The sequence below is a fragment of the Rhodanobacter sp. FDAARGOS 1247 genome, assembly GCF_016889805.1.
Lineage (GTDB): Bacteria > Pseudomonadota > Gammaproteobacteria > Xanthomonadales > Rhodanobacteraceae > Rhodanobacter.
The window spans coordinates 292913-306235 of sequence record NZ_CP069535.1 but is presented as its reverse complement, the minus strand read 5'-3'; the positions used below and the strand labels follow the sequence as shown (position 1 = coordinate 306235).

At 67.6% G+C, this 13323-nt stretch carries 8 protein-coding genes; 5 read left to right on the top strand and 3 right to left on the bottom strand.

Annotated features, from left to right (window positions below; translation table 11 throughout):
* The first annotated feature begins 37 nt into the window (after window positions 1-37).
* Window positions 38-2692 (top strand): aminopeptidase N, encoded by a 2655-nt coding sequence (gene pepN / locus I6J77_RS01305; RefSeq protein WP_204110262.1) that lies wholly within the window; start codon window positions 38-40, stop codon window positions 2690-2692.
* A 91-nt stretch (window positions 2693-2783) separates the two neighbouring features.
* On the opposite strand, the gene I6J77_RS01300 is transcribed toward pepN, so the two are convergent.
* On the bottom strand, window positions 2784-2963 hold the full coding sequence (locus tag I6J77_RS01300; protein ID WP_235577698.1) for a hypothetical protein: 180 nt from the start codon (window positions 2961-2963) through the stop codon (window positions 2784-2786).
* Window positions 2964-3577: 614 nt separating this feature from the next.
* On the opposite strand from I6J77_RS01300, the gene mnmG reads away from it, so the two are divergent.
* The 4 genes from mnmG (at window position 3578) to I6J77_RS01280 (ending at window position 10719) form a co-directional block, all read left to right on the top strand.
* A complete protein-coding gene (gene mnmG, locus I6J77_RS01295; protein WP_204110261.1) occupies window positions 3578-5455 on the top strand; it encodes a tRNA uridine-5-carboxymethylaminomethyl(34) synthesis enzyme MnmG in 1878 nt (625 codons plus the stop codon).
* A 63-nt stretch (window positions 5456-5518) separates the two neighbouring features.
* A complete protein-coding gene (locus I6J77_RS01290; protein ID WP_204110260.1) occupies window positions 5519-6298 on the top strand; it encodes an RDD family protein in 780 nt (259 codons plus the stop codon).
* 152 nt (window positions 6299-6450) lie between these two features.
* Complete coding sequence (locus tag I6J77_RS01285; RefSeq protein WP_056716564.1) at window positions 6451-8781, top strand: Tex family protein; 2331 nt, start codon at window positions 6451-6453, stop codon at window positions 8779-8781.
* A gap of 84 nt (window positions 8782-8865) precedes the next feature.
* Window positions 8866-10719, top strand: coding sequence for an autotransporter outer membrane beta-barrel domain-containing protein (locus I6J77_RS01280; RefSeq protein ID WP_204110259.1), 1854 nt, complete (start codon window positions 8866-8868; stop codon window positions 10717-10719).
* A 234-nt stretch (window positions 10720-10953) separates the two neighbouring features.
* Here the strand turns inward: I6J77_RS01280 and I6J77_RS01275 are convergent, their stop codons facing one another.
* Both I6J77_RS01275 and purD read right to left on the bottom strand, forming a co-directional pair.
* Window positions 10954-11835: a YbaY family lipoprotein gene (locus I6J77_RS01275; protein WP_056715150.1), complete on the bottom strand. Its 882-nt coding sequence runs from the start codon at window positions 11833-11835 to the stop codon at window positions 10954-10956.
* A gap of 161 nt (window positions 11836-11996) precedes the next feature.
* A complete protein-coding gene (purD, locus tag I6J77_RS01270) occupies window positions 11997-13280 on the bottom strand; it encodes a phosphoribosylamine--glycine ligase (protein ID WP_204110258.1) in 1284 nt (427 codons plus the stop codon).
* Window positions 13281-13323 lie beyond the last annotated feature (43 nt).

Sequence of the window (13323 nt, the reverse complement as noted above, 5' to 3'; positions counted from 1 at the left end):
GGTATCCTTTTCGATCCCCACGCCCCATCTCTATCCCATGCATGCACTCCCCGAGCAAGCCGCCCCGGCCTTGATCCGTCTTTGCGACTACCGTGCGCCGGCCTGGCGCGTGGAGACGGTCGAACTGGATTTCGACCTCGGCATCGACGCCAGCGAACTGTGTTCGCGCCTGCGCCTGCGCCGCGACCCCGCCCAGGACGGGCCGCTGCGCCTGGATGGCGAGGACCTGCAGCTGCTGTCGATCAGCCTGGATGGCGTGCCGTTGCCCGCCACCGCCTACCGCTACGCCGGCAACGTGCTGGAAGTCGACGGCGCCCGCGACGGCAGCGTGCTGGAGACCCGCGTGCGGCTGCGGCCGGCGGCGAACACCGCACTGGAAGGCCTGTACCTGTCCGGCTCGCGCGAGGCCGGCTTCCTGCTGACCCAGTGCGAGGCCGAGGGCTTCCGCCACATCACCTTCTTCCCCGACCGGCCCGACGTGCTGTCCAGCTACACGGTCACCCTGCGCGCCAATCGCGCGCGCTTCCCGGTGCTGCTGGCCGGCGGCAATCCGGATGGCGCCGGCGAACTCGAGGGCGGCCGGCACTGGGCGCGCTTCGTCGACCCGCATCCCAAGCCGAGCTACCTGTTCGCCCTGGTCGCGGGCCGGCTGGAGGTGATCGAGCGCGACTACGTCACCGCCGACGGCCGCGCGGTGCAGCTGAAGATCTGGGCCGAGCCCGACGCGATCGACCGCTGCCACTACGCGATGGACGCGCTGGAGCGCTCGATGCGCTGGGACGAGCAGGCCTACGGCCGCAACTACGACCTGGACGTGTTCCACGTGGTCGCCACCCACGACTTCAACATGGGCGCGATGGAGAACAAGGGCCTCAACATCTTCAACGCGAAGTGCCTGCTGGCCGATCCGGATTCGACCACCGACGACGAATACCGCCACGTCGAGGCGGTGGTCGCCCACGAGTATTTCCACAACTGGAGCGGCAACCGGGTCACCTGCCGCGACTGGTTCCAGCTGAGCCTGAAGGAAGGGCTCACCGTGTTCCGCGAGCAGAGCTTCTCGGCCGACATGAACTCGGCGCCGCTGAAGCGGATCGAGGACGTGTCGCTGCTGCGTCGCGCCCAGTTCCCCGAAGACGCCGGCCCGCTGGCGCATCCGGTGCGCCCGGCGCAGTACAGCGAGATCAACAATTTCTATACCGCCACCGTCTACGAGAAGGGCTCGGAGCTGGTGCGCATGCTGGCCGGCGCACTGGGCCAGGACGGCTTCCGCCGCGGCATGGACCGGTATTTCGAGCGCAACGACGGCCGCGCCGCCACGATCGAGGATTTCCTCGCCGCGCTGGGCGAAGCCAACGACACCGACCTCTCCCCGTACCTGGCCTGGTACGGCCAGGCCGGCACGCCGCGACTGAAGGCTCACGGCCAGTACGACGCAGCCGCGCATACCTACACGCTGAGCCTGGGCCAGCGCGCGCCCGGCGGCAACGGCGCGGAGGCACGGCCGCCGCTGCCGATCCCGGTGAAGCTGGCGCTGTTCACCCGTCACGGTGACATGCTGCCCCTGCATCTGGACGGCCAGACGTCCGGACCATCGAACGAGATGGTGGTGGTGCTGGACCAGGCCGAACGGGACTTCGTGTTCACCAACGTGATCACCGCGCCGGTGCCGTCGCTGCTGCGGGGCTTTTCCGCGCCGGTGGTGCTGGAGTGCGACTACGCGCCGGATGAGCTGGCCCTGCTGCTGGCCCACGACATCGACGGCTTCAACCGCTGGGAAGCCGGCCAGCAGCTGGCGGCGCGCGCCTACGAGAACCTGCGCGACGGCAACGCGTCCGACGCCTTGCTGGCCTGGTGCGATGCGCTGGCCTCGCTGTTCGGCAACGCCACGATCGACGACGCCTTGCTGGCCGACCTGCTGACCCCGCCGGGCGAAGTGGAACTGGCCGAGCGCGAGTCGGCGATCGATCCGCAGCGCATTCACCAGTTGCGCCAGGAACTGCAGCAGCGGCTGGCCGCGCGCCTGGGCGCCGACGCCCTGCGCCAGCGCCACGCCGCGCTGGCCGCGCACACCAGCATCGCGCTGGATGCCGTCAGCCAGGCGCGTCGCCGGCTCAAGCGCCGCGTGCTGGAGTTGCTGGCCTTGCTGGACCGTGACGGCGCGGCCGAACTGGCGGCCGCGCAGTTCCGCGACGCGCCGGGGATGACCGATCGCCTCGCCGCGCTGTCCGTGCTGGTGCGCAGTGGCGCGCCGCAGGCGTCCACGGCCCTGCTCGAATACCGCGCACGTCATGCCGGCGATGCGCTGGCGCTGGACAAGTGGTTTGCGGTGCAGGCGCAGTTGCCGGGCGAGCCCGCGCTGGAGCGCGTGCAACTGCTGGAGCGCGACGACGCGTTCACGCTGAAGAATCCGAACCGGGTGCAGTCGCTACTGGGTGCGTTCGTGCGCAATAACCCCAGCGGCTTCCATCGCATCGATGGTGCCGGCTATCGCCTGCTGGCCGAGCGCCTGGTGTCGCTGGATGCGCTGAACCCGCAAGTCGCGGCGCGACTGGCCACGGCGTTCAACGGCTGGCAGCGGCTGGAGCCGCGGCGGCGCGAGGCGGCGCGGACGGTGATCGTGGAGCTGGCGGCGCATCGCGGGCTGTCCCGCAATCTCGCCGAAATCATCGGCAGCGTGTTGAATCACTGACCGTCGACGGGGTGCCGCGCAGTGGGGCTGCCCCGGTATCTCGCCCTGCGGTGCGTGGTGGTGTCACCACGCACGTGGGCGGGTTCTTCATTCAGACGGCCAGATGATCAAGCGCGTCCAGCAGGCTCTGCATGCGCGATTCCAGGTCGGGCTGCAGTGCGTCACGCTCGCTGTCATTGCGGTCGTACAGCTCGTCGATGTCCATTTCGACCTGGCCCAGTTCGACCAGCAGGTCATGATGCGGATAGACGGGTTGGAAATCGAAGCTCATGTCCATGACATATCCCCTTCGTGGTTTGGTAGCGAAGGGAATGCAACCGCCATGCCATGTGTGATGTCCGTCACAGTTTTTCCGGGCATGGATCACACGACTGACGCAGCACGTCATCAGCTGCCGTGATCGGACACAAAATTCCTTTTCAGTCACCCTTTGTTCACGCATTTTCGGTGACTATCGACCCGCACCACGAGACGGCAGACGCTGCTTTCGTTTCAGCGAGTTTCCGGTTTCTGGCGTTCGGCAATACGGTCATCCTGGATTCCCCCTGTTCCTGAGACCGCCGAGCGCCAGATCTAAAAGCACGAGGCCCCGCGGCTACCACCGCGGGGCCTCGTCATTTGGGCGATCCGGCGGTGCGCGCGGCCGTTCGGACTGCACAAAAGACGACGGCACCCCGAGGGGTGCCGTCTTGCTTCCTTTCCCGGTACGCGATCGAACCCCTGTCAGTTCGATCTCGGCGCGCGTAGTCGCGCAGCGTCTGCCCTGGAAAGTGCTGCGGCAATCAAAGCAGGAAGCGTGCCATTCGTCGGTTTCGGCTCACAAACCCTTGATGGCGTTACCATGTCGCCCCGTTTCGTCACTTTTTGCACGCTCAGGTCAGTTTGATGCACCACCCGACCCGTTACGACGTCATCGTGATCGGTGGCGGCCACGCCGGCACCGAAGCCGCGCTGGCCGCCGCCCGCACCGGCGCGCGCACCCTGCTGCTCAGCCACAACATCGAGACGATCGGCCAGATGAGCTGCAACCCGGCCATCGGTGGCATCGGCAAGGGCCACCTGGTCAAGGAGATCGACGCGCTGGGCGGTGCGATGGCGCATGCGGCGGATCGTGCAGGCATCCAGTGGCGCACCTTGAACGCCTCGAAAGGTCCGGCCGTGCGCGCCACGCGCTGCCAGGCCGACCGCGCCCTGTACAAGGCGGCGATCCGCTACATCGTGGAAACCCAGCCCAACCTCGAGCTGTTCCAGCAGGCGGTGGACGACCTGATCATCGAAGGGGGACGCGTCTGCGGGGTGGTCACCCAGATGGGCCTCACCTTCAACGCCCGTAGTGTGGTGCTCACTGCGGGCACCTTCCTCGCCGGCAAGATCCACATCGGCCAGGCGCAGTACGCCGGGGGTCGCGCGGGCGATCCGCCGGCCAGCACGCTGGCGCAAAAGCTGCGCGAACTGCCGGTGGCCGCCGACCGCCTGAAGACCGGCACGCCGCCGCGGATCGACCTGCGCAGCATCGACTTCAGCGGCCTCGACGAGCAGCCCGGCGACACGCCGGCGCCGGTATTCTCCTACCTGGGCTCGCGCGACGAACACCCGCGCCAGGTCAGCTGCTGGATCACGCATACCTCCGAGCGCACGCACGAGATCATCCGCGGCGCGCTGGACCGCTCGCCGCTGTACACCGGCCAGATCGAGGGCGTGGGCCCGCGCTATTGCCCGTCGATCGAGGACAAGGTGGTGCGCTTCGCCGAGAAGTCCTCGCACCAGATCTTCATCGAGCCGGAAGGGCTGGACACGTTCGAGATCTACCCGAACGGCATCTCCACCTCGCTGCCGTACGACGTGCAGCTGGCCCTGGTGCAGTCGATCAAGGGCTTCGAGCACGCCCACATCACCCGTCCCGGCTACGCGATCGAGTACGACTACTTCGACCCGCGCGGCCTGAACCCATGGCTGGAGACCAAGGCGATCCCCGGCCTGTACTTCGCCGGCCAGATCAACGGCACCACCGGCTATGAAGAGGCCGCCGCGCAAGGCGTGATCGCCGGCCTCAACGCGGCGCTGTCGGTGCAGGGCAAGGCGCCGTGGTATCCGCGCCGCGACGAGGCGTACATCGGCGTGCTGATCGACGACCTCACCAGCAACGGCACGATCGAGCCCTACCGCATGTTCACCTCGCGCGCCGAATACCGGCTGCACCTGCGCGAGGACAACGCCGACCTGCGCCTCACCGAACGGGGTTTCGAGCTGGGCGTGGTGGCGCAGGCGCGCTTCGATGCCTTGCGCGCCAAGCGCGACGCGGTGGAGCGCGAACTGCAGCGACTCGGCTCGCTGTGGATCTCGCCGACGAATGCGCTGGGCGCGGCCGTGCAGCGGCAGCTCGGCATCACGGTCACCCGCGAGACCAGCGCGACCGACCTGCTGCGCCGTCCCGAACTCGACTACGCCAGGCTTGCCGAGGTCGCCGAACTGGGCCCGACGCTGACCGCCGAGGACGTCGTGGCGCAGGTCGAGGTGCAGGTGAAGTACGCCGGCTACCTCGAGCGCCAGCGCGAGGAGATCGAGCGCCAGCGACGCCAGGAGCACCTGCCGATCCCGGCCGGCTTCGACTACGACAAGGTGCGCGGACTGTCCGCCGAAGTGCTGCTGAAGCTCAAGCGTTCGCTGCCGGCCACCGTCGGCCAGGCCGCCCGCGTCAGCGGCGTGACGCCCGCCGCGGTTTCGCTGCTGCTGGTGCACCTGAAGCGCCGCAACGCGGCCTGAGCTTGCGGCAATCGCGGCCGCTCATGGCATCATGCCCACTTTGACCAGCATGGGGAGTGCGCAATGGAGATCTGGATCGGCCGCGACGGTGAACGACATGGCCCCTACAAGGAAGAAGACGTGCGCCAGTGGCTGCGCAGTGGCCAGGTCAGCCCGGCCGACCTGGCCTGGTACGAAGGCCTCGCCGACTGGCAGCCGCTGTCGGTGCTGTTTCCCGACGCGGTAAGCGCGGCACCCCCTGCAGCCGCCGCGGGCAGCAACCCGTACGCCGCACCTGCCGCACCGCTGCTGCCGCAGACCACGGCCGCCGCGCTGGAAGACTATGCCGGCTTCTGGAAACGCTTCGCCGCCTACATCCTCGACGCGATCATCCTGTACATCCCGCAGGTACTGATCGAGAAGGCGTTCGGTGGCACCGCGGCGAAGGCCGCGCTGCAGCAGGCGATCCTGGATGGCGCCGGCAACCCGGACGCGATGATGGCCGCCAACGCGCATTACTACGGCCAGATGTGGCCGGCGATGCTGCTGATCATGGTGGTGGGCATCCTCTATTTCGTGGTTTGCGAAAGCTCGGCCTGGCAGGGCACGGTGGGCAAGCTGGCGCTGGGCATCCGGGTCACCGACCTGGACGGCAACCGGATCAGTTTCCTGAAGGCGCTGGGTCGCTATTTCGCCAAGTTCCTCAGCGTGATCATTCTCGGCGTCGGCTTCCTGATGGCCGGCTGGACCCAGCGCAAGCAGGGCCTGCACGACATGATCTGCGGCACCCTGGTGCTGAATGGCCGCGCCAGCGAGTTCAACGGCGCGCCCGCCGGCAGGAAGAACAACTCGTTCAACGCGTGATCCTGGCCTGAATCGGGACAGCAGCGGCGCCGCGGTCGATCCGCGGCGCCGTTTGTTTGGCGGGGCAGCGCCCTCGGGATCACTTGTTATCATCAAGGGTCAGTCCCGTTCATCCGGCGCCACGCGCCGTTGCAAGGAATCGAAAGTCGCTCATGCAAAGCATCGAACAACGCATCGCCACCGATATCGCCGCCAGCACCGCCCAGGTCCGCGCCGCGGTCGAACTGCTCGACGGCGGCGCCACTGTGCCGTTCATCGCGCGCTATCGCAAAGAGGTCACCGGCGGCCTCGACGACACCCAACTGCGCCTGCTGGAGGAACGCCTGCGCTACCTGCGCGAGCTGGAAGAACGTCGCGCGGCGATCCTCGCCAGCGTCGAGGAACAGGGCAAGCTCGACGACACCTTGAAGGCCGACCTGCTCGCCGCCGACACCAAGGCGCGGCTGGAAGACCTGTACCTGCCGTTCAAGCCCAAGCGCCGCACCAAGGCGCAGATCGCCCGCGAGGCGGGGCTGGAACCGCTGGCGCTGGGCCTGCGCGACGATCCCACGCTGACCCCGGAAGCGTTCGCCGAGTCCTTCGTCGACGCGGAGAAAGGCATCGCCGACGTGCGCGCGGCGCTGGATGGCGCCCGCGCGATCCTGATGGAATCGATCGCCGAAGACGCCCACCTGGTCGGCGAGCTGCGCGACTGGCTGTGGACGCAGGGGCAGATCCGCGCGACCGTGGTCGAGGGCAAGCAGAACGAGGGCGCGAAGTTCCGCGACTATTTCGACCATGTCGAACCGATCGGCAAGATTCCCTCGCACCGCCTGCTGGCACTGATGCGCGCCCGCAACGAAGGCGTAATCGAGATCGAGCTGGCACCCGCCGCCGACAGCGAGCAGGGCCACGCCGAAGCCGAGGGCCGGGTGGCAGCGCACGCAAACATCCACAACCGCGGCCGCGCCGCCGATGCCTGGCTGCGCGAAACCGTGCGCCTGACCTGGCGCGTGAAGCTGCACCTGCACCTCACCCTCGACCTGTTCGGCCGCGTGCGCGAAGGCGCCGAGGACGAGGCGATCCGGGTGTTCGGCGACAACCTGAAGGACCTGATGCTGGCTGCCCCGGCGGGCGCGAAGACGGTGATGGGGCTGGACCCCGGCATCCGCACCGGCTGCAAGGTCGCCGTGGTCGACGCCACCGGCAAGGTCCTCGCCACCGACACCATCTACCCGCTGGAGCCGAAGCGGCAGTGGAACGAATCGCTGGCCTCGCTGGCCCGGCTGTGCAAGCAGCATCACGTCGACCTGATCTCGATCGGCAACGGCACCGGCTCGCGCGAGACCGACAAGCTGGCCGGCGAACTGATCAAGGGCCTGGCCAAGGCCGACGCCTCGCACACGATCGCCAAGATCGTGGTGAGCGAGGCGGGCGCCTCGGTGTATTCGGCGTCCGAAACCGCCGCCAGGGAATTCCCCGACCTCGACGTCACCCTGCGCGGCGCGGTGTCGATCGCCCGCCGCCTGCAGGACCCGCTGGCCGAGCTGGTGAAGATCGAGCCGAAGGCGATCGGCGTGGGCCAGTACCAGCACGACGTGAACCAGATCAAGCTGGCCCGCGCGCTGGATGCCCGCGTCGAGGATTGCGTCAATGCCGTCGGCGTGGACGTCAACACCGCCTCGGCCGCCCTGCTGTCCCGCGTCGCCGGCCTCAGCGCCAGCGTTGCCGAGAACGTGGTCAAGCACCGCGACGCCAACGGTCCGTTCGCCAACCGCAAGGCGCTGCTGAAAGTGCCGCGGCTGGGCGACAAGGCGTTCGAGCAATGCGCGGGTTTCCTGCGCGTGCCGAACGGCGACAATCCGCTGGACGCCAGCTCGGTGCATCCGGAAGCCTATCCGGTGGTCGAGCGGATCATCGCCCAGTGCGGCCGCGAGGTGCGCAACATCATCGGCGACACCGGCTTCCTGCGCGGGCTGAAGGTCGAACAGTTCACCGACGAGAAATTCGGCGTGCCGACCGTGCGCGACATCCTCAAGGAACTGGAGAAGCCCGGTCGCGATCCGCGCCCGGAATTCGTGGCGCCGAGCTTCGCCGAAGGCGTCGAGGACGTGAAGGATCTCCGGCCGGGCATGATCCTCGAAGGCCGCGTCACCAACGTGGCGGCGTTCGGTGCCTTCGTCGACATCGGCGTGCACCAGGACGGCCTGGTCCATGTCTCGGCGCTGTCGCATACCTTCGTGAAAGATCCGCGCGACGCGGTGAAGGCCGGCGACATCGTCAAGGTCAAGGTGATGGAGGTCGACCTGCCGCGCCAGCGCATCGGCCTCAGCATGCGGCTGGACGACGAACCCGGACAGACGCGCGAACGCGGCGCCGGCGCCGCGGAAGGCCGCGGACCACGCGATGGCCGTCCGCCCAGCCGTGGCGGCCTGCCCAAACCCACGCCACCACCCGCCAGCGGCGCCTTCGCGGATGCTTTTGCGAAGGCTCGCAAGAACTGACGTCGATGGTGCAGCCGCAGGCTTTCCGTTACTTTAGTGAAATCTACGCGGCCCTTCCGGGGCCGCTACTCCAGGAGTCCATGCATGCTTCGCACACGTCATCTGGCCGGCGCGATCGCCGCCGCCATGCTGCTGGCCAACGCCGCGCAGGCCACCGATCGCTCCACGTTCAACCATGTCGTGGTGTTCGGCGACAGCCTCAGTGATGCGGGCAACCTGCCCAACACCGCCGGCGCGTACGACAAGTTCACCACCAATCCCGGCCAGGTCACCGTGCAGAACGTGGCCGACCAGCTGGGCCTCGACCTGCAGCCATCCCGACTGGGCGGCAGCGACTACGCCTATGGCGGCGCGGGCATCACCACCAACAGCGATCCGGCGCCGCAGATCCAGACCATCACCCAGCAGGTCAACGGTTACCTGGCCAACGGTGCCAAGGCCGATCCGCACAGCCTCTACATGATCTGGGGCGGCGCGAACGACATCTTCTATCACTCCACCCAGTACGGCGTGGGCGTGGTCATCCCCGGTTACGGCGAAACCCTGCAGCAGGCCACAACGAACATCAACGCCGCGGCCACCCAGGAGGTGGCGCTGATCAACCAGCTCAAGCAGGCCGGCGCGCAGCACCTGGTGGTGTTCAACCTGCCCAATATCGGCGCCACCCCGTCGGCCCGGGCGAACGAGGCTCTGGTGCCGGGCATCAGCGGCATGCTCACCGACGTGTCGCAGTCCTACAACCAGATCCTCAATGCCGGCCTGGGCGATCACACGCTGGCGGTGAATGCCTACGCGCTGTTCGACCAGGTGCTGGCCGACCCGGGCAAGTACGGTTTCGCGAACGTCACCACGCCGGCCTGCACCACGTCCAGCTCCCACGACTGCGACGGCACGACCCTGGTCGCCGCCGGCGCGGACCAGAACTATCTGTTCGCCGACGGCGTCCACCCCACGACCGCCGCGCACCGGATGCTCGGCCAGGTGGTGTCGTCCGAACTGGCCGCGCCGCAGCAGGTCTCCCTGCTCGGTGAAGCACCGTTGTCCGCGATCACCGCCTATGGCCGTGCCCTGCACAACCAGATCCTGCAGGACAGCCTGGGTGAAGGCACCCGCGCCTTCGTCAACATCGACTACGCCCAGCAGCGTTTCGACGCCAGCCCCAGCTCGCCGTCGGTGAACAGCGACAACGCGCACTTCACGCTGGGCTACGACATGCGCGTCAACGAGAACCTGTCCGCCGGCGTGGCGCTGGGCATCGCCCGCGACACCGCGCACATGAACGGCGGCGGTGGCTACCACCTGGTCGACTACTCGGGCCTGGGCTACGTGACGTGGCAGGCCGGCGGCGGCTACGTGGGCGGCATCGTCCACTACGGCGAGTCCGACTTCAAGCACATCGAACGCAACTTCCAGGTCGGCGCGGCGCGCATCAGCGAAGTCGGCAACACCGACGGCTCGCACGTCGGCGCCAACATCAACGGCGGCTGGTGGTTCAGTTTCGACGACATCCGCACCGGCCCGTTCGCCAGCTTCGAATGGCAGGACGCGAAGGTCGACGGCTATGCCGAAATCGGCAGCGACGCCACCGCCATGTGGTTCGGCAAGCAGCGCCGGCGCGCCTTGCTGGGCAGCATCGGCTGGCGGCTGCAGGGTCAGTGGCAGGTGGCCAACCTGGTCATGTCGCCTTACGCCGAACTGGCCTGGACGCGCGACAGCAAGGCCGACTCCGTGCGCACGGTCAGCACCGGCCTGAACACCATGAACGGCTCGTTCTCGATGGTCGGCTTCGTCCCGGACAAGGCCTGGGGCACGGTCGACCTGGGGCTGTCCGCCCAGCTCACCCCGAAGGTGACCAGCTGGATCGGCTACAACGCCCGCTTCAGCGATACCAGCCAGCGCTACAACGCCTTCAACATGGGTTTCCGGATCAAGTTCTGAGAGGTTGTGATTTTTTCAACCTCGAAGCCCGGCCATGGATGGTCGGACGTGGATGGCCGGACGTGGATCGGTCACGCAAGTGACTGATTCACGTGAGTACGTCCGGGCATGTACCGGGCGTTCGATAGAAGAACACCACAAGAAGTGGTTTTCTTCACAGGCTCTGAGTTTTCGGAAGGCACAAAAAAAGCCGCCGGTCTCCCGGCGGCTTTTTCTTTTGGACGTCTGGACGGCTTACTTGTTCTTGCCGCCGGTGGCGATGCCGAGGATCGACACCGCGTCCTTCTTCATGGTGGCGGCAGCGGCGGCATCCAGCGGCTGCACGTCGGCGCCGACCTGATGCTGCTGGAGCACCAGGGTGCCGTCCTCGCTCCAGCCGGCGCGGTCGATCGCGCTGGGCTTGCCGTCGCGGTTCGCCTTGGTTTCCTGCACGATCACCCACGGCTTGCCGTTCTTGTAGGCGTAATCGGTGCTGGTGTAGCCCTTGTCGCCGTAGTCGACTTCCTCGCGGATGTACTTCACTTCGCCGGCCTGGCGGAACAGCTGCCAGCCGCGCGAGTCATTGGCCTCCAGCTTGGTGCCATGGCTGATCTTCATGCCGCCGATCTGCGCCTTGACCTCGCCGAATTCGGCCAGCAGCTTCTCGGACGGGGTCTGCTCCGACTGCAACTGGATCGCCACCGCGTCGTTGTTGCTGCCCTTGGCCAGCACCGGCGCCTGGATCGGCATGGTGTACTGGCGATCGCCGTCGGTGATGGTGGCCTGGATCACGTACAGGTCGTTCGGCTTCACGTCAGCCGGGTTGAAGCTGAGCGTGAACGACTGCGGGAACGTACCGGCCGGCGAGGTCTTGCTGGCCAGCGGCGCCGAACCCACGGCGGTGGAGGACACGTCGACCAGGTTCAGCACCAGGCTGGCCTTGTCCGACGGCGTCGACGAGCCGGCACGCAGCGAAATCGTTCCGCTCACCTGGCTCGGCGTCTTCGCCACGGCGCCAGCGGTGTTCGCCGAAGCGGGACCGGAGGAGTCCGCCTGCGGGGACGAATTGGAAGCGTTGTTGCAGCCGGCCAGGGCCAGTGCAGCAACCGACATCAGCGACAAAACCGTCTTGCGCATCGGGGAAACCTCTTCAAGCGTGAAATCAGGCACGTGTCCGTTCAGGCGCTCGGCGCCACGACTTTTACGCGGGGGAAGTTCCAAGCATAGCCCAAAAAGCGCGGCCCGGAAAAGTCAAGCCATCCAACGGCCTACCATTCGCCTGCGTACTGGTTGCAGGATCAGCCCCGATGCAGCGCCCGGTGGGCGATGTCGCGGCGGCAGAACGCGCCGTCATAGCGAATCCGGCTGACCGCGGCGTAGGCGCTTTCGCGCGCCGCGCCGATGTCCGCGCCCAGCGCACACACGGTCAGCACGCGGCCGCCGGCGCTGACCACGCGCCCGGCATCATCGAGCCGGGTGCCGGCATGAAACACTTTCACGTCGCCGCCTTCCGGCGAATCCAGTCCGCTGATCGCATCACCCAGGCGCACCCGCCCCGGGTAACCACCGGCGGCCATCACCACGCCGATTGCCGGGCGCGCATCCCAGCGCGCCGTCGTGTGGGACAGGCGGCCATCCAGCGCTGCATCGATCAGGTCCACCAGGTCGGACTTCAGGCGCAGCATGATCGGCTGGGTTTCCGGATCGCCGAAACGCACGTTGAACTCGATCACCTTCGGCGCGCCGGACTTGTCGATCATCAGGCCGGCGTAAAGGAAGCCGATGAACGGCGCACCCTCGGCCGCCATGCCGCGCAGGGTCGGTTCGATCACTTCCTTCAGGATGCGCTGCTCGACTTCCGGCGTGACCACCGGCGCGGGCGAGTACGCACCCATGCCGCCGGTGTTGGGGCCGAGGTCGCCTTCGTCGCGGCGCTTGTGGTCCTGGCTGGAGGCCATCGGCAGCGCGTGGCTGCCGTCGCTCATCACGATGTAGCTGGCTTCCTCGCCGTCCAGGAATTCCTCGATCACCACGCGCGCGGAGGCATCACCGAAGCTGTGCGCGCCAAGCATGTCGTGCAGCGCCAGCTCGGCATCGGCAAGGGTCAGCGCCACCACCACGCCCTTGCCCGCGGCCAGGCCGTCGGCCTTGATCACGATCGGCGCGCCCTGCTTGCGCACGTAGGCAAGCGCGGGATTCAGGCCGGTGAAAACCGCATAGTGCGCGGTGGGAATGTTGTGCCGCTGCAGGAAATCCTTGGCAAACGCCTTGGAGCCTTCCAGCTGGGCGGCGATCGCCCGCGGGCCGAAGATGCGCAGGCCCGCCGCGCGGAACCTGTCGACCACGCCGGCGACCAGCGGCACCTCGGGACCGACCACGGTCAAGCCGATCTTTTCGCGCTTCGCCAGCGCAAGCAGGCCATCGATGTCGTTCATCGCCACATCGGCGTTGCGCACGCCGGGCTCGCGCGCCGTGCCGGCATTGCCGGGGGCCACGATCACCTCGTCGACCTGCACCGACTGCCCCAGCTTCCACGCCAGCGCGTGTTCGCGCCCGCCACTGCCGATCACCAGAACCTTCATGCCTGCACTCCCGTGCGCCACACGACGCAGCTGCGCATTGTAA